Origin of the sequence: Tardiphaga sp. (assembly GCF_025356345.1) — a bacterium.
Taxonomy (GTDB): domain Bacteria; phylum Pseudomonadota; class Alphaproteobacteria; order Rhizobiales; family Xanthobacteraceae; genus Tardiphaga.
On record NZ_JANXTC010000195.1, the window covers coordinates 1 to 17,046 of the forward strand.

17 protein-coding genes are annotated in these 17,046 nt (G+C 63.5%); 9 read left to right on the forward strand and 8 right to left on the reverse strand.

What is annotated here, in order from left to right:
• From Q0S16_RS11735 to Q0S16_RS11765, 7 genes are all read left to right on the forward strand, one after another.
• Positions 1 to 611 (forward strand): ABC transporter permease (locus Q0S16_RS11735; RefSeq protein WP_295848379.1); only part of this gene is annotated, 611 nt, incomplete at its 5' end.
• A gap of 11 nt (positions 612 to 622) precedes the next feature.
• The gene (locus Q0S16_RS11740; RefSeq protein ID WP_295848380.1) at positions 623 to 1,612 is read left to right on the forward strand and encodes an ABC transporter ATP-binding protein; all 990 of its coding nucleotides are present in this window, start codon (positions 623 to 625) and stop codon (positions 1,610 to 1,612) included.
• A complete protein-coding gene (locus Q0S16_RS11745; RefSeq protein ID WP_295848381.1) occupies positions 1,609 to 2,613 on the forward strand; it encodes an oligopeptide/dipeptide ABC transporter ATP-binding protein in 1,005 nt (334 codons plus the stop codon). Before Q0S16_RS11740 ends, Q0S16_RS11745 begins: the two co-directional genes overlap by 4 nt.
• Positions 2,614 to 2,706: 93 nt before the next feature.
• Positions 2,707 to 3,804, forward strand: coding sequence for an ABC transporter ATP-binding protein (locus tag Q0S16_RS11750; protein WP_295848384.1), 1,098 nt, complete (start codon positions 2,707 to 2,709; stop codon positions 3,802 to 3,804).
• Positions 3,805 to 3,832: 28 nt separating this feature from the next.
• Complete coding sequence (locus Q0S16_RS11755) at positions 3,833 to 4,879, forward strand: ABC transporter substrate-binding protein (protein ID WP_295848404.1); 1,047 nt, start codon at positions 3,833 to 3,835, stop codon at positions 4,877 to 4,879.
• A gap of 8 nt (positions 4,880 to 4,887) precedes the next feature.
• Complete coding sequence (locus Q0S16_RS11760; RefSeq protein ID WP_295848386.1) at positions 4,888 to 5,751, forward strand: ABC transporter permease; 864 nt, start codon at positions 4,888 to 4,890, stop codon at positions 5,749 to 5,751.
• A gap of 3 nt (positions 5,752 to 5,754) precedes the next feature.
• Positions 5,755 to 6,570: an ABC transporter permease gene (locus Q0S16_RS11765; protein WP_295848388.1), complete on the forward strand. Its 816-nt coding sequence runs from the start codon at positions 5,755 to 5,757 to the stop codon at positions 6,568 to 6,570.
• Positions 6,571 to 6,779: 209 nt separating this feature from the next.
• On the opposite strand, the gene Q0S16_RS11770 is transcribed toward Q0S16_RS11765, so the two are convergent.
• The 7 genes from Q0S16_RS11770 to Q0S16_RS11800 form a co-directional block, all read right to left on the reverse strand.
• Entirely contained in the window at positions 6,780 to 7,121 is a 342-nt protein-coding gene (locus Q0S16_RS11770; protein ID WP_295848390.1) for a hydroxyisourate hydrolase, read from the reverse strand.
• 81 nt (positions 7,122 to 7,202) lie between these two features.
• Positions 7,203 to 8,432 (reverse strand): CaiB/BaiF CoA-transferase family protein, encoded by a 1,230-nt coding sequence (locus Q0S16_RS11775; protein WP_295848392.1) that lies wholly within the window; start codon positions 8,430 to 8,432, stop codon positions 7,203 to 7,205.
• Positions 8,425 to 9,501, reverse strand: coding sequence for an ABC transporter ATP-binding protein (locus Q0S16_RS11780; RefSeq protein ID WP_295848393.1), 1,077 nt, complete (start codon positions 9,499 to 9,501; stop codon positions 8,425 to 8,427). The genes Q0S16_RS11775 and Q0S16_RS11780 overlap by 8 nt, the downstream gene beginning before the upstream one ends.
• The gene (locus Q0S16_RS11785; protein ID WP_295848394.1) at positions 9,501 to 11,216 is read right to left on the reverse strand and encodes an iron ABC transporter permease; all 1,716 of its coding nucleotides are present in this window, start codon (positions 11,214 to 11,216) and stop codon (positions 9,501 to 9,503) included. The genes Q0S16_RS11780 and Q0S16_RS11785 overlap by 1 nt, the downstream gene beginning before the upstream one ends.
• A gap of 76 nt (positions 11,217 to 11,292) precedes the next feature.
• Positions 11,293 to 12,117 (reverse strand): enoyl-CoA hydratase, encoded by an 825-nt coding sequence (locus Q0S16_RS11790; protein ID WP_295848396.1) that lies wholly within the window; start codon positions 12,115 to 12,117, stop codon positions 11,293 to 11,295.
• 36 nt (positions 12,118 to 12,153) lie between these two features.
• Entirely contained in the window at positions 12,154 to 12,879 is a 726-nt protein-coding gene (locus Q0S16_RS11795) for a glutathione S-transferase family protein (RefSeq protein WP_295848397.1), read from the reverse strand.
• A gap of 24 nt (positions 12,880 to 12,903) precedes the next feature.
• Complete coding sequence (locus Q0S16_RS11800; protein WP_295848398.1) at positions 12,904 to 13,944, reverse strand: extracellular solute-binding protein; 1,041 nt, start codon at positions 13,942 to 13,944, stop codon at positions 12,904 to 12,906.
• A 127-nt stretch (positions 13,945 to 14,071) separates the two neighbouring features.
• Between Q0S16_RS11800 and Q0S16_RS11805 the strand changes: the two genes are divergently transcribed.
• Positions 14,072 to 14,734, forward strand: coding sequence for a GntR family transcriptional regulator (locus Q0S16_RS11805; RefSeq protein ID WP_295848399.1), 663 nt, complete (start codon positions 14,072 to 14,074; stop codon positions 14,732 to 14,734).
• On the forward strand, positions 14,731 to 15,711 hold the full coding sequence (locus Q0S16_RS11810; protein WP_295848401.1) for a quinone oxidoreductase: 981 nt from the start codon (positions 14,731 to 14,733) through the stop codon (positions 15,709 to 15,711). Before Q0S16_RS11805 ends, Q0S16_RS11810 begins: the two co-directional genes overlap by 4 nt.
• A 735-nt stretch (positions 15,712 to 16,446) precedes the next feature.
• On the opposite strand, the gene Q0S16_RS11815 is transcribed toward Q0S16_RS11810, so the two are convergent.
• A complete protein-coding gene (locus Q0S16_RS11815) occupies positions 16,447 to 16,728 on the reverse strand; it encodes a hypothetical protein (protein WP_295848403.1) in 282 nt (93 codons plus the stop codon).
• Positions 16,729 to 17,046: the final 318 nt, after the last annotated feature.

The following is a 17,046-nucleotide window of genomic DNA, read 5'->3' on the forward strand; positions in this document are numbered from 1 at the left end:
GGGTCTCGCTCACCGTCGGGCTTTCGGTGGCCATGCTCGCCACGCTCGCCGGTCTCGCCATCGGCCTCGTCGCGGGTTTCGTGCGCTGGACCGACGGCATCATCATGCGGTTCATCGACGGGCTGATGTCGATCCCGCCGATCCTGCTGGCGGTTGCGCTGATGGCGGTGACGCGGGGCAGCGTCGGCAACGTCATCGTGGCGATCACGATCGCCGAGATCCCGCGCGTGACGCGTCTGGTGCGCAGCGTCGTGCTGTCGCTGCGCGAGCAAGCCTATGTCGACTCCGCCGTGACCTCCGGCACGCGAACGCCGATGATCATCCTGCGCCACATTTTGCCCAACACCCTGGCGCCGATGCTGGTCCAGGCCACCTATATCTGCGCCAGCGCGATGATCGTGGAATCCATTCTGTCCTTCATCGGGGCCGGCACGCCGCCAACCATTCCGTCCTGGGGCAACATCATGGCTGAGGGCAGGGCGCTATGGCAGGTCAAGCCATTCATCGTGTTCTTTCCTGCGCTGTTCCTGTCGGCCGCCGTGCTCTCCGTGAATCTGCTCGGCGACGGCCTGCGCGATGCGCTCGATCCGCGCATGGCCAAAAGTCTGTAGGAAACCTGTCGATGGCATTGCTCGAAGTCGAGAACCTGCGGACCCATTTTCGCACCCCCGAGGGCATCAACCGTGCCGTCGATGGCGTCTCGTTCCATGTCGACGAGGGCGAGACGCTGGCCATTGTCGGAGAGTCCGGTTGCGGCAAGTCGGTGACTGCGATGTCGCTGCTGCGGCTGATCCCCGAGCCTCCGGGCAAGATCGCGGGTGCCGTTCGTTTCCAGGGCAAGGACCTGCTGCAACTCTCCGAACACGAGATGCGGTCGATCCGCGGCAACGACATTTCGATGATCTTTCAGGAGCCGATGACCAGCCTCAATCCGGTGCTGACCGTCGGTCGCCAGATCGGCGAGACGCTGCGGATGCACCAGGGACTGGACAAGCAGGCTGCCGAGGCGCGCGCGGTGGAGATGCTGACCCTGGTCGGCATCCCCGAACCGGGGCGTCGCGTCCGTGAGTATCCGCACCAGCTCTCTGGCGGCCAGCGCCAGCGCGTGATGATCGCGATGGCGCTCGCCTGCAATCCGCGACTGCTGATCGCCGACGAGCCGACCACGGCGCTCGACGTCACCATCCAGGCGCAGATCCTGCAGTTGATGCTCGATCTCAAGCGCCGCGTCGGCGCTGCGATCGTGCTGATCACCCACGATCTCGGCGTGGTCGCCCAGGTCGCCGAGCGCGTCATGGTGATGTATGCCGGCCGCAAGGTCGAGGAGGCGCTGGTCGCGGACCTGTTCCGCTCGCCGCGTCATCCCTATACCCAGGGGCTGCTCGGCGCCGTGCCGAGGCTTGGCTCCTCGCTATCCGGCACAGCACGGCGTCTCGCGGAAATTCCCGGCCAGGTGCCGAGTCTGAAGGCGCGCATCGAGGGCTGCGTGTTTGCCGGACGCTGTCCTTTGGTCACCGATCTGTGCCGCACCTATGCGCCCGGTCTGGAAGAGAAGGCGCCGCGCCATATCGCCGCCTGCCATTACGCGACGAAAGCGGCGGTGGCGGCATGAGCGCCCCGCTGCTCCAGGTCAACGATCTCAAGAAGCATTTTCCGGTTCGCGGCGGCCTGTTCAGCCGCAAGGCCGTTGTCTACGCGGTGGACGGCGTGTCCTTCGAGGTCGCGCGTGGCGAGACGCTGTCGCTGGTCGGCGAGTCCGGCTGCGGCAAGTCGACGGTCGGTCGCGCCATCCTGCGGCTGTTCGATATCACTTCCGGGCAATTGGTACTGGACGGCCAGCGCATCGACGACCTGCCGCCTGGCAGCCTGCGCGGCATGCGCCGCCGCGTCCAGGTGGTGTTCCAGGATCCGTTCTCGAGCCTCAATCCGCGGATGCGCGTGCGCGACATCCTGGCCGAGCCGATCCGTAATTTCGGCCTGGCGAAAGATGCCGCCGAACTGGAAGCCAAGGTCGCGGCGCTGATGGATACCGTGCGCCTGCCGCGCGATGCGCTGGACCGCCGGCCGCATGAATTTTCCGGTGGCCAGCGCCAGCGCATCTGCATCGCGCGGGCGCTGGCGGCGGAGCCCGAGCTGATCGTCTGTGACGAGGCGGTCTCGGCGCTCGACGTCTCGGTCAAGGCGCAGATCGTCAATCTGCTGCAGGACCTGCAGCGGCAGTTCGGCCTGGCGCTGTTGTTCATCAGCCACGACCTCGCCGTGGTCGAGCACATGACGCACCGCGTCGCGGTGATGTATCTCGGCAAGATCGTCGAGATGGCTGGCCGGCAGCAGATCTTTACGGCGCCCAAGCATCCCTACACCCAGGCACTTCTCTCGGCTGTGCCGCTGCCGGATCCCGGCGCGGATCGCAACCCGATCATCCTCAAGGGCGACGTGCCGAGCCCGATCAATCCGCCCAGCGGCTGCCGCTTCCACACTCGCTGTCCCTATGTGTTCGATCGCTGCCGGATCGACGAGCCAGAACTGCGATCGCGCGACGACGGGCAGTGGGCGGCGTGCCATCTCGACGATCTGCCGGAACGGCCGGGTCCTGCCGCCGCGGCTGTCTGATGGCCGGTATCCTGGAGCGGTAATGCGCTAATGCCACGGCAGGACGATGCGAGGGCACAGAAATTGCTTTCTCGCTGATATCAGGAGGAGCGGATGTTGGCTGAGGCAAAGGGAAGTCGTTCGCTCGTCGTCGACGGCATCACCCATCGCTACCCGGGTGGCGCCATCGCTGTCGAGAACATCAACCTCGATGTGAAGGGTGGCGAAATCATTGCCCTGCTGGGTCCGTCGGGCTGCGGCAAGACCACCTTGCTGCGCATCGTGGCCGGCTTCATCGCCCAGACCCAGGGGCGCATCATCATCGGCGATGACATCGTCGACCGGCTGCCGCCCAATCGCCGCGCCGTCGGCATCGTGTTTCAGAACTACGCCTTGTTTCCACATTTCACGATTGCCGAGAACGTCGCCTATGGGCTGGCCGCGCGCGGCGTCGACAAGGCGACGCAGAAGCGCGAGGCGCGGCGGCTGCTTGAACTGGTACAGTTGTCGGCGATGGGCGAGCGTCTGCCACGGCAATTGTCCGGCGGCCAGCAGCAGCGCGTGGCGCTGGCCCGTGCGCTGGCGATCAAGCCCTCGATCCTGCTGCTCGACGAACCATTCGCCGCGCTGGACAAGAATTTGCGATTGGACATGCAGATCGAGGTCAAGCGGCTGCAACGCGTCTCCGGGATTACCACGCTGATTGTCACGCACGATCAGGAAGAAGCTTTGTCGATGGCCGACCGGGTCGCTGTTCTCAGCCAGGGGCACCTCGAACAGTTCGGCTCGCCCTCCGATGTCTACGACCGTCCGCGCACGCTGTTCGTCAACACCTTCGTCGGATCGACCAACCGCATGGCCGGCACGCTGCTCGCGGCCGATGCGACGGGTGCAAAGGTGCGGCTCGATGCCGGGGCCGACATCGTGACGCGATCTCCGGCGCAGCCGGTTGCGGAAGGCGGACGTGTCACCGTCTGTATCCGGCCCGAGCATCTGCAATTCGTCAGCGACGACAGCGGCTTTGCCGGCGTGGTCGGAATGGCGCTGCCGCTCGGCGCCACTGTCGTCCATGAAGTCATGATGGGAGACGGCTCCGCGGTCAAAGTCTCGCAGGCGCGTTTCGGGGAGACCCGCCTGTTGGAGAACGGCGTTGCGGTGCGCGTCGCACCGCTCGCGCCGACGCTCGCCAATGTCTTCTCCGCATCCATTTGAACGCAACATGAATCTCAACGGGAGCAGCCTGATGATCAATCGCCGAAGCCTCTTGACCACCGCATTGGCGCTGGGCGCCACCAGGGCGTTTCCCGGCCTGAGCTATGCGCAGGCGCGCCCGCTGGTGTTCGCGACCTTTACCGGAAGCTGGGAAGAGGCGCACAAGGCGGTCCTCGTGCCCGCCTTCCGCAAGGCGAACGCCGACGCGGCGATCGTGCTCGACCCGATGCTGTCGGTCGACCAGATCGCCAAGATCAACGCGTCGCGCGGCAATCCGCCGATCGACGTCATGCTGCACGATCCGGGCCCGGCGCTGGTCGCGATCGCGCAGGACCTGGTCGAGCCCTATCCGGTGGAGAAGAGCGCCTACTTCAAGGACCTGATCGGCGAAGCCCAGGAGGTCACCGGCCCGGCGCCGTTCTTCCAGGTCGTCGGTCTTACCTACAATCCCGAGACCATCAAGACCGCGCCGACCTCATGGGCGGATCTGTGGAAGCCGGAATACAAGGGGCGCGTCGGCATCACCAACCTCAATTCGACGCTGGGCACCGGCTGGCTGGTCGAGGTCGCGCGCATGCATGGCGGCTCCGAAACCAATATCGATCCGGGCTTCAAGGCGCTCGAAGCGTTGAAACCCAATCTGGCGGCGGTGGCGGCCAATCCGGGGGCGCTGGCGACCTTGTTTCAGCAGGGCCAGGTCGACATCTCGCCGGGCAATTTCAACGCCATCCAGATTCTCAAGGCCCGCGGCGTGCCGGTCGAGTTCGTGGCGCCGAAGGAGGGTGCCATCGCCTTCAAGACCACGATCCATATCGTCAAGAACTCGCCGAACAAGGAGCTGGCCTTCAAGCTGATCGAGGCGGCGCTGTCGCCCGAGGTGCAGTCCATCTTGATGAACTCGCCCTATCTGATCGTCCCGACCAATTCGAAGGTCGCGATGGGCGGCGAGATTGCGCGTGTGCTGGCGAAGGACAGCGACGACCTGAAGAAGAAGTTCGTGTTCCAGGACTGGAAGAAGATCAACGAGCAGCGCTCGGCGTGGATCGAACGCTTCAATCGCGAAATCAGGATCTGAGACCCGCCATGTCGGCTGCATCGGTTCCGCGCGACGCAACATCCTACAGTATCGGGCTGGCGCTGCCGCTGGCCTTGTTCTTCCTGGTGTTCTTCGTCGCGCCGCTGCTGCAGCTGTTCGTCCTTTCCCTGCACAATGATCCGGCCAGTGCCGTCTGGGGCATCGGCCAGTATGTTCATTTTCTGACCGATCCGTTCAGTCTTGGCGTGCTCGGCTCGACGCTGCTGCTCGGCGTGGAAGTGACACTGCTGTGCCTCGTCCTCGGCTTTCCGATCGCCTGGCTCTACCATCGGGTCGGGCCGCGCCTGCAGACGCTGATCATTCTCATCGTTCTGCTGCCGCTGCTGACCAGCGTCGTGGTGCGGACCTTTGCCTGGATCGTCATTCTCGGCCGCCAGGGCATCATCAATACGACGCTGCTGTCGACCGGCATGGTCGATACGCCGATCAAGCTGCTTTACACCCAGTTCGGCGTCGTGCTGGTGCTCGCGCAGGTACAGATGCCGCTGATGACGCTGCCGCTGATCACCGCGCTCGGTCGCATCGACCTGAACCTCGAGGACGCCTCCTGTTCGCTCGGGGCCGGAAGCTGGCGCACCTTCTGGCGCGTGGTGCTGCCGCTGTCGCTGCCCGGCGTGATCGCCGGCTGCACGTTGACCTTTGCCGCCGCGATCACCGCCTTCATCACGCAGTCGCTGATCGGCGGCGGCCAGATGCTGTTCATGCCGATGTATCTCTACCAGCAGGCCTCCACCTTGCAGAACTGGCCGTTTGCCGGCGCGATCTCGATCATCTTTCTGCTCGCGGTCCTCGCGGTGGTCTCGGCCTTCAACATGCTGGGCCGGCTGTCCCGCGGCTATGGCGGAGGCTGAGCGATGGGCGGACGCAAGCGTACCTGGGAAGCCATCAGCTACGAAGTGATCATGACCGTGATCGCGATTGTCGCGCTGATCGTCATCATCGCGCCGTCGCTGGTGGTGTTGATCGTCTCCTTCACCAACGGCTTCTCGCTCAAATTCCCGCCACCGGGCTATTCGACACGCTGGTACGTCGAATTATGGGACGCCTGGCAGCTTCACTTCGCGGCGCGCAACAGTTTTGTGGTAGCGATGTGGTCGACCGGCCTCTCGGTGGTGCTCGGCGTCGCCGCCGCGCTGGCGATCTCGCGCTCGCCGACCCTGTCGGCACGGATTCTCGATTCGCTGTTCATGTCGCCGCTGGTGCTGCCGGCGCTGGCCTTCGGCCTGTCGGCGCTGATGCTGTTCTCGCTGGTCGGCATGCCGGTCTCCATCCTGACCCTGGTGATCGGCCACACGGTCGTGTGCGTTCCTTACGTGGTCCGCAACACCGTGGCGGCGCTGACCCAGCTTGAGCCTGCGCTGCTGGAGAGCTCCACGGCGCTGGGGGCCAGCCGCTTCTATACGTTCCGGCGAATCGTGTTGCCGCTGATCCGCCCGGGGATCATCGCTGGCGCCTTCATCGCCTTCATGTCGTCGTTCGACAACGTGCCGGTGTCGCTGTTCCTGCGCGATGCCGCCACCGACATGCTGCCGATCCGGATGTGGCAGGATCTCGAGAGCAAGCTCGACGTGACCATCGCGGCGCTATCCAGCGTTCTGATCATCGCCACGGTGGCGCTGATGGCGATCATGGAACGCGTCGCCGGCCTGTCAAAGCGGCTGACGAGCTGAGGCGCCGCGGAGCGTGTTTTTGCTCGCTGAAATCGTGTCCCGGACGCGGTGCATTGCGCCTCCGCCAGGAGGCGTAGTGCACCGCGGAGCCGGGACCATACCAAACGCCAGCGTTCGCTACGCTCCCGGCTCTGCGAAGCAGCGCTTTGTGCCGCATCGCGTCCGGGACAAGTGCGCCCCGGTTAAACCCGTTACGATCCCGCTCTAGACTAGGCGCCGCGAAACAGCGAATAGCCCCAGCGGGTGAATTTCAGCGGCAGGTGAAAATGCTCATCGGTCTGCTCGATCCTGAAACGGAACGGCACCATAGTGAGAAAGCCGGCGCCGGCCTGGTCGGCGAAGAATTCGCCGAGATGGAACAGCACTTCATATTCGCCGGCTTCGATACCGGCGCCGTGGGTGATCCGATGATCCAGCGTGCCGTTGGCGCCAAGCTGGCCGTCGGCGATCTGGCTGCGTAACGGATCGATCCGCCAGATTTCAACCCGCAGGCCCACCGCCGGGCGTCCACTGGCCACGTCGACCGCATGAATGGATATTCCGCCGGCCATCTGGTCTCCCGTGCGTCAGGCTGGTGCGCATATAGCCTGTTCAGATAGCGGAGATTAATGACTGCAGGTCGCTACGGGAAGCTATATGACGCCAGCGATCCTCAGATCCGCCACCTCGTTGGCGCTGTAGCCTAGCGAAGTCAGTACGGTTTCGGTCTGCTCGCCGAGATCAGGGGTGGCGTGCCGGATCTCGCGATCAAATCCGGTGATCGTGCAGGGCTGCGCGACAAGGTCGATGTCGCCAAGGCGCGGATGGGTAACCGACTGCGTGATCCCCAGGGCTTTCACCTGCGGATCGGCGAATACCTCGTTGATGGCATAGACCGGTCCGCAGGGGATGCCTGCGGCAACCAATATATCAAACCATTCGCGGGTTGTTCTCTGACGCAGCGCATCGGCGATCAGCGCGTTCAGAGCATCCTTGTTGCGGCCGCGCAGGCCGGAGTTGGCGAAGCGCGGATCGGTCGCCATTCTCTCCCGTTCAACCACACGGCAGAAGGTCGTGAAATTCTTGTCGCTGTTGGCCGCGATGTTGAGGAAGCTGTCGGCGGTGGGATAAAGGCCCATCGGCGTGATGGTGGGATGGAAATTGCCTTCCTGCGGCGGTACCTTGCCGTCCATCAGCCAGCGCGCGGCCTGGAAGTCGAGCAGGTTGATGCCCGCTTCGATCAGCGAGGTCTGAACCCAGCGACCTTCGCCGCTCACCTCGCGTTCGAGCAACGCGATGAGCAGGCCCTGGGCCAGAAAGGCGCCGGCCATCAGGTCGGTCACGGCGACGCCCGCGCGCACGGGCCCTTGGCCGGGGAGACCAGTCACCGACATGATGCCCGCCATGCCTTGGGCGATTTGATCAAGCGAGGGGCGCTCGGCATAGGGGCCGATCTGGCCGAAGCCGGAAATACTGCCATACACAATCTTCGGGTTGCGGGCCGTCACCGCTTCGTAATCGACGCCGAGGCGCTTGGTGACGCCCGGTCTCATGTTCTCGACGATGACGTCGGCGGTGTCGGCAAGCCGCATGAAGATTTCACGTCCCCGTTCGTTTTTCAGGTTCAGTGTTATCGCGCGCTTGTTACGATGCAGGTTCTGGAAATCCGAACCGTCACGCTTGCCGAGCAATTCACTGCTTTCGGAATCACTCGGCGGTGGCTCGATGCGGATGACGTCGGCGCCCCAATCGGCGAGGGTGCGAACGCAGGATGGCCCGGCGCGCGCCAGCGTCAGATCGAGCACCTTGAAGCGCGCCAATGGTAGCGCGGCGGGGGGCTTCAGGGCAGCGGTGGCGTCGGTGGCCTTGGCGGCGTCAAGCATGCTGGTCGTCCTGGATCGGAATGATGTGTGACGGGTTGATTTCCAGCCACACCTTCTGGCCCACGTCGAACACATGGAGTGGCGGCGACATGATGCGCAGCCGGAGATTGGAGGTTTCGGACTGGAACGCATAGTCCCAGGTCTCGCCAAGGAAGGCGCGCTCGATGATGCTGCCGGGCAGGATGATCGAATCGCCTTGCGGGCAATTCGCGTGAAGCCCGATGTTCTGTGTGCGAAGCGAGAATTCCTCGGTGCGAATTACACCGCGGGCATTAAGCCGGGCGGTGGAAATCTCGAATCCGTTGAAGGCAACGCTGGCACCATTGGTCCGCCCGTCAAGGATGTTGGAGCGGCCGATGAACTCGGCGACGTAGCGCGTCTTTGGCCGTGCATAGAGCGTCAGCGGATCGTCAATCTGCTCGATCCGGCCCTTGTTCATGACAGCGATGCGGTCCGACGTCGTCATCGCCTCGGCCTGATCATGGGTGACATAGATCGAGGTGATGCCGAATTCATTGTGCAGGCGGCGGATCTCACCGCGCATCTCCTCGCGCAGGTTGGCGTCGAGGTTCGACAGCGGCTCGTCGAGCAGCAGGATTTCCGGCTTGACCACCAGCGCGCGCGCCAGCGAGACGCGCTGCTGCTGACCCCCGGACAATTCGTTGGGATAGCGTGCGGCGAGATGGTCGAGCTGCACCACGCCGAGGATCTGGTTGACGCGGCGCTGGATCTCGTCCTTCGACACCTTACGCATTTTCAGCCCGAAGGCGACGTTCTGCGCCACCGTCATGTTCGGCCACAGTGCATAGCTCTGGAAGATCATCGACATCCGGCGCCGTTCGGGCGGTAGCGAGGCCGCGGCCGAGGACATCTGCTTGCCGTCCATGTCGATGCTGCCGGCAGACGGCGTCACGAAACCGGCGATCATCCGCAGCGTCGTGGTCTTGCCGCAGCCGGAGGGACCCAGCAGCGAAACGAATTCACCGGGCCGCAGGCTCAGGTTCAACTGGTCGACCACGACGGTGTCGCCGTATTTCTTGGTCAGGTTGGTGAGCGTGAGCTTGTCCATCAGGTGCGCCTCAGCATGAAGTCGCGACCCAGTACCGCGGTGCCGATCAGGGTCACCACGGCCGTGACCGCGAGCAGGAGAATGGAAATGGCCGATAGCGTTTCGTACTGACCCTGTTCGCTGAGTTCGAGCGTCAGCACCGAGATCACTCGCGTCTGCGGGCCGGACAGGAACATCGCTGTCGAGAGTTCGCGGGTACCGATGATGAAAATCAGCAGCCAGCTACCGAACAGCGACTTCTTGAGGATCGGCAGCACGACCTGCCACAATGCTCGGGCCCGGGTGCCGCCGGCGATCCGCACGGCTTCCTCAAGCTCGGGATGGAGGCCCTGGATCGCAGAGTTGGAGTTGGTGAAAGCGATCGGCAGAAAGCGGGTAATGAAGGCGATGATCACCAGCGCGCCCATGCCATACAGCGAAAATGGCGGCGGCGCATAGGCGGCGTAGAAGCAGATCGCCAGCACGATGCCGGGCACCGCGAACGGCGCCAGGGTGATGCTGGCCAGCGTGCCCGAGAAGGGAAGCAATCTGCGGTGCGAGATGTAGGCAATGGCAAAGCCGAGCGCGGTGCAGATAGTGGCGGTGACGATTGCATATTCGAAGGTATTGAACAGTGCCTGACGCACGGTCGCCTGCTCGAACAGTACCTGCTGAAAATTACGAAGGGTGAAGTTCGTGCCCGACATCGGCACCGCCCAGGCCCTGCTGAACGAGGTCTGCAGGATCACGATCAGCGGCATGAACACGGTGATGGCCGCGATCAGCATGGCGTAGCCGAACAGTACCCAGCGAAACGCGCCGAGGTTCATGGGCGTGCGATGGCCGCCCTTGCCACCGACAGTCACGTAGCTCTTGCGCGACAGCAGCCGACGCTGGGCCCAGAGTAGCAGAATCGTGATGCCGACCATCGGCATCGAGAACGCGGCCGCGACTTCGACACGTACCGGATTTTCGAAGAATGCCGCCAGTTGGGTTGTCACGACATTGAAGCCAGCCGGGATCGCGATCAGCGCCGGCGTGCCATACAGCCCGAGCACTTCGAGGAAGACCAGCAGCACGGATCCGAGGATCGCCGGCAGTGCAAGCGGCAGCGTGATGCGGAGGGTGGTCTGCGCGGGACCTGCGCCGAGGATCGCGGCGGCTTCCTCCATCTCCGTGGAGATGAGGTCGAGCGCGGATTTGGTGAACACGTAGATCAGCGGAAAGGAATACAGCGCCGTCACCAGCGCCAGTCCCGAGAAGCTGAAAATGTTGAACGGACCCGACGAGGCGCCGGTCAAGGCCATCCAGCCGCGGTTGATCCAGCCGGCGTTGGGTCCGCCAAGCAGAATCCAGCCGATCGCGCCGACGAAGGGCGGGATCAGGAACGAGGCCAGCACCATCACATGGATGAAGTTGCGGCCGGGCATGTTGGTCCGGGATACGCCCCAGGCCAGTGGCACCGCGATGACGCAGGACACGGCGGCTGCGGCAAGGCCGAGTTCGAGCGAATTGATCAGCGCCTGCACATAACGCGGTCGACCGAAGGCGGTAACGTAGTTGCCAAACGTAAAACTGCCGTCGGCCGCCTTTGTAAAGCTATACTTGATCAACTGGAAGAGCGGATTGGCCACCAGGAAGATCAGAACCAGCGCCAGCAGAAGCGCCACCAGCGTCGTCGGATTAAGCGCGCCACGGATCGCGGGGCCCCAATGGGAGGGCGCTGCCGCAGGCACCTTGTTCTTCGTTATCCCGATTTCGGCCATTTATCCGTCTTCGCTGGTTGGAAAGGGAGGCGCGTTTCGTGGCGGTTCAGCGACCTGTGAATTGCGGAGCGCGTTTTTCCATGAAGGCCCGGCGTCCCTCGCGAAAATCCTCGCTGTCCATGCAGTCGACGCCGATCTGTCTGATCGCGGCCATGTCTCGATCCCCGGCGTCCTTCAGTATCTCCGCGATGGTGATCCGGGCTGCCGCGATGGCCAGAGGGGCGTTTCCGGAGATGGTCCGCGCGATCTCCTGCACGGTGTCGGCAAGCTTGTCAGCGGGTACCACGCGGTCGACCAGGCCGATCCGCCCGGCTTCGCTGGCTTCAATCCGCATGCCCGTGAACATCAGCAGGCGGGCCTGGGAGGGGCCGACCAGCGACACCAGGTGTTTGAGGCCGTCGAATCCGTAGGCGATTCCGAGTCTGGCGGCGGGAATGCCGAATTGGCTGCCCTCGGCGGCGATGCGAATGTCCGTTAACATCGCCACCTGCAAGCCACCGCCAAGGCAGAAGCCGCGGATGCAGGCGATGGTCGGCTTCGGGTAATCCGCCAGCAGCGCACGCGACGCGGCGCTGCGCCGGGAGTATTCCTCTGAGGCTTCCGCGTTGTGTCGGTTCTGTTCGAACTGGCTGATGTCGGCGCCGGAAACAAATGCCCGGGAGCCGGCGCCAACCAGGATCACGACCCGTACCGATGGGTCGTCGCGCAGTTCGCTCAGGGCGGCACCCAGCCCTTCCCACATGTCCAGCGACATTGCGTTATGCTTGGCAGGGTTGTTGAAGGTGACGGTTCCGACACCATCGGCGACGCTGTACAGGATCTTGCCGTCGGCATGGGATCTTTCGGCATGCGCGGTCGGGGCATTCAACATGACGATCTGCTTTCAGTACTGATGTTGCGAGTGGTCTCATGCATCGAGGAACGGTCCGATATTGGCGTGCGCATAGGCCGGACGCGCCTGGATGGTCTGCCACCACAGGGCAACCCGCGGACGCCTCTGCGCGGCAACTTCATCCGGGGCTATTTCTTCATCGATGCGTTTGACGAACGGCACGGCCGCGATGTCAGCTATCGAATAGCTATCGCCGACCAGCCAGCCGGTCTCTTCGAGCGACGCTTCCATGCGGTCGAGCAACTCAACCAGTTTGCGGCGGGCGCCGTCGCGCTCTTCATCGGTGTAGGGTTTACGTGCCACCCGCAGCCAGGATTCCTGCCGCTCCTGGCTGGGAATGTTTTTCAGCCGTTCCGCAAGCTCCTCGTCGGTCCACTGCGATGCCACCTTTTGAAGGTGATGCCGCCAGTTGAATATGATGAGGTTGTGAATCAGCCCATCAATATGGCGAATCCAGTTGCGCATCAGGGCGCGATCATAGGATGAAGCCGGCCGTAGTGGCGGCTCGGGCCATGTCTCGTCGATATATTCGCAGATGGTGCCACTCTCGTGCAGCGGCTGATTGTCATGGATCAGCGTCGGGATCACGCCGTTCGGATTGATCTTCAGGTATTCGGGCGAGTGGTGCTCGAGCTTGCCCATGTCGACGACGCGACCTTCATAGGCAAGACCCTTTTCCGCAAGGCACAGCCGCACGCGGCGCGATGCGCTGGACTTCCAGGCGTGATGCAGGATGATCATTGCGAGGTTTCTGGCCAGACGCTATCAAACGCCAAACGTGTCACGCCATTTTTCCGTCAGTTCGGGAATTCCCTTGATGATCTCGGCGATCGTCGGGCGGATCGTCTTGAGGTCCGCCAGCTTGATGGCATTGGCAGGCAGCACGGCGTCGCGCCGCACTGGCACGCCGAACTCTTCCACGTCCTCCCGGGCGGTCTCCTGCGAATACAAGAACTCCATGAACAGTTTTGCGGCGTTTGGGTGCCTGGTGTTTTTCAGGATTGCCGATCCGGAAATCATCAATACCGAACCCTCATCGGGATAGGCGGCCGCGAGCGGATTGCCCTGCGCCACATTATACAGCACCAGCCCCGTAGGGCTGGCACCGATACTGCGTTCACCGGAATTGAGGATGGTGACGGTGTCGATGATGGAGCGGCCGACATGCGGCTTCAGCTCCGCTAGTTGCTCGAAATAATCCCAGCCATAAAGCTTGTTCATCTGCACCACCCAGGTGCCGACAAAGCCGCTGAAGCCGGGATGTCCGACGACCAGTTGGCCCTTCCATTTCGGATTGATAAAATCTTTCCATGTCTTCGGTACCTGTTCGGCCTTAACCTTGTTGGTGTTGTAACCAAAGCCGACGGTGGTGGCGTTCACGACCTGGTAGGCGTCGTCCGGATCGATGTTGAGGAAACGCGGATCGATCGCGTCGGAGGCATGCATTCTGTAAGGCAGCAGCAACCCGCGCTGCTTCAGCGAGACGTACTGGCCCATGTCGGTGGACGCGAACACGTCGCAATTGGCAGCTCCGGCCTGGATGTCCTGACTCAGTCGCTGATATGCGACCTGCGCCGTTGCCCGCACCACGTTTACCTTGACGCCCGGAAAGGCCTTGGTGAACAAGGCGGCGTGCGTTTCGGCGCGGGTGGAGGGCCAGTACACGATGTACCAGGTGAGCTCGCCTTCGAGTCTGGCCTTGGCGTATAGCTCGGCGATGTAGTCGGCCTGCGCGGTCGCGGGACGCAGTCCCATCAAGGCTGCGGTGGCGCCGCCCGCCAGCAGGTCCCTTCGGTTAATCGGCATGCAACCTCCCTGGTCTTTCGCGAACGCTCTTCGGCGTCTGTCGCGCATTCTGATCTGTTATGTATTTCAGCATTGATTTCGTGTGTGCGCAATGCTCTTCTGCGCATACACAAGGAACATGGCTCCCATGCGTGGCAGAACCAGCGAATCCCTCCGCAAGGAGCTGGAGGACGATATCGAGCATGGCCGGCTCGCACCCGGCGACAGGCTCGACGAGCAGACGCTCGCGGCGCGCTTCGACGTCTCGCGCACGCCTGCTCGCGAGGCGCTCCTGCAACTGGCCGCGGCGGGGATCGTCCGGATGGTGCCTCGGCAGGGGGCGGTCGTCAGCAGCGTGTCGCCGCAGCTTGGGGTCGGCATGGTGGAAGTTCTGACCGCCCTGGAGGCGGAAGCCGCCGGTCTCGCGGCGCGGCGGATGTCGGACATGGAGAAGGCCAAGCTTGCCAAGTTGCATCAGGCGTCACAGGCGGCCGTGAAGCGGCTCGACAGTGCCGCCTATCTCAAACACAACGCGGCGTTCCACGACGTGATCTATCTCGGCGCGCGCAATGAGTATCTTGCCGAACAGATCCGGCTGACGCGCCGCGGCATGCGCTTTTATCACCGCAGCAGCCTGAACCAGCCAGCCCGGCTGAAAGCGTCGTGGCAGGAACACGCACGGATCCTTGACGCGATCCGCAGCGGCGATGACGTCTTGGCGCAGGCCGCCATGCGTGAGCACATTCTGTATGGCGGCCGCGTGTTTGCCGACATGATCGCAAGCCTGTCCAAACCCGAGAGCAAATCATGAAAACGTCGGTCGTCCGCATTCACCGTCACGGTGGTCCCGAAGTGCTGCAATATGAGGAGGTGGACCTGCCTGCGCCCGGCGATGGTGAGGTACAGATCCGGCAGACTGCGATCGGTCTGAATTTTGCGGACACCTATCAGCGCGAGGGCGAGGCCGGCCCGCATGATGGCGGCGCGATGCCGATCATTCTGGGCGGGCAGGGCGCCGGTATCATCGAGGCCGTGGGACAGAACGCCGGCACGTTCATGGCTGGCGACCGCGTTGCCTATATTTCGCCGGGGGCCTATGCGGAGCGACGCAACGTGGCGGTCGGGCGCCTGCTGCATCTGCCTGCGGAGATTTCCGATCAGGTGGCCGCCGCGACGTTGTTGCGTGGCCTCACCGCGGAATATCTGGTGCGGCGCCTCTACAAGGTGAAGCCGGGTAACACGGTGCTGGTGCACGCCGCGGCCGGCGGCATGGGATTGATCCTCGGGCAGTGGGCCAAGGCGCTCGGCGCACGCGTCATCGGCACCGTGGGTGCCAACAGCAAGATCGATATCGCCAGGGCTCACGGGTGTGACGAGGTGATCGTCTATACCGGCGAGGATTTTGCCGCGCGGACCATGGAACTGACGGGCGGCACCGGTGTGGATGTGATCTATGATGGAGTCGGCAAGGACGCATTCCTGAAATCGCTGGATTGCGTACGGCCGATGGGCATGGTGATCAGCTACGGCACCGCATCTGGCAATGTTGGTCAGTTCGACCTGCAATTGCTGCATCGCAAGTCGATCATCGTGACCCGGCCAACGCTGCGGACGTGGATCGCGGCGCGCGCCGATCTCGAAGCCGCGGCGGCCGCCTTCTTCGAGGCGGTGATATCGGGAAAGGTCCGGGCTGACGTCAACCGCAGTTACAGCCTGCGCGACACGCGCCGTGCCCATGAAGAGCTGCACAGCAGATCGACGACAGGGGCTGCGATTATCATCCCCTAGTCTTTCGAGGCGGTAGCGGGCCTGGCATGTTCGAGTGCATTCAGAAAATGCCACCTTCCTGTGCTCGTCGATGGCCGGTGTTGACCGAGGCATGGAGGTGTTGAATGGATGTTGCGCCTGTCATTCGGCCTCCCGCACGTCAGGCTCGCGCGGATCATGGCTTGTTGTTCAACCGGTGCGCGGTCGAGACGGACTGCGCATCTCAGATTGCCCGTTCAAACCTCCGTAAGCCCGCTGCACCCGTCAGCGCCTCGAACATGGCATCGCGCTTTTCTTCCGCGAAGGCAAAGCCAGCCCGGCTGTAGCAGCGCTCGGCCGCCTCGTTGCCGATGTCGAACGGTATTCACGCGCGCGAAAAGCCAGATTCGCGGCCCTCGGCCATCGCATGGGCCAGCAACGCCTGGGCGAGTCCGCGCCCGCGAGCCGCCGCGAAATGCTTGATCAGCCAGTGGTCATCAGGGCCCGCGGGCCAGCAATGGCGGAGGTAATTGCCGCGCTGCCATAGGGCTGATTATTCGTCACCATCGATGCTGATCGCCTGCGGGGCCTGCACGATCGCGGGACGTGCCATGGCCCGCGCCACGCCGCCCGGCGCGGAGCATAGCGCGGCGGCCGGCCGCCATCCACGGACGCGATTCAGAACCGCGAGATGTGCCAAAGCGAAGGCCTTGGACCGATGGTGATATGTCGAATGAAATCAGGACATTGAGGTCTGGTTGGCCTTTTCCGGGCGCGTTACTCCAGCGGTTTGTCATCTTCGATCGATGGCTCGGCTTCCAGCGAGCAGATGTCGCCGCCGCCGAGATCTTCCTCGGCGGCGGGGTTCGAACCGGCGATGCTGGTCTCGGTATCGAGCCGGTTGAGCTGGTGCGCCAGTTCCCCGGCGCCTTCCATGCTCAGGCCTTCATGCGTGTGGCCGTCAACGATCGCCGGCGCATCCGCCTGCCTGTCCCAAACCGCCCAGCCGTTTTCGAAGAGTCTTTTTTCGTAGCGCATGCCTGAAATGGTGCGCGCCATGACGGCCTGCCGTCAAGCCCGCGCCGCACTGGCCGCATCGGCGGCCCATCATACCGGACTCCGCTTGGAGTCAGGATTTCAAGGATCACGCTCTCCGGGGCGGGGCCGGCAGCAGCACGCCCGCCGCCCCCGCCATGCGTATTGACAAAAGCCCTAATTAGGATTATTAGCTGTGTTGTCTTGTTCGCGAGGGGCGCTGTCATGAGGCGTCTTGGTAGCGGAGCAGGATGCGGTGTCCCGCGCGCGTGCCTCGCAAGCACGCCCCGGGAGGCTGGCGGTCACCGTCCGGGCCCACTACGGGGCTCTGCCTTGAATGGC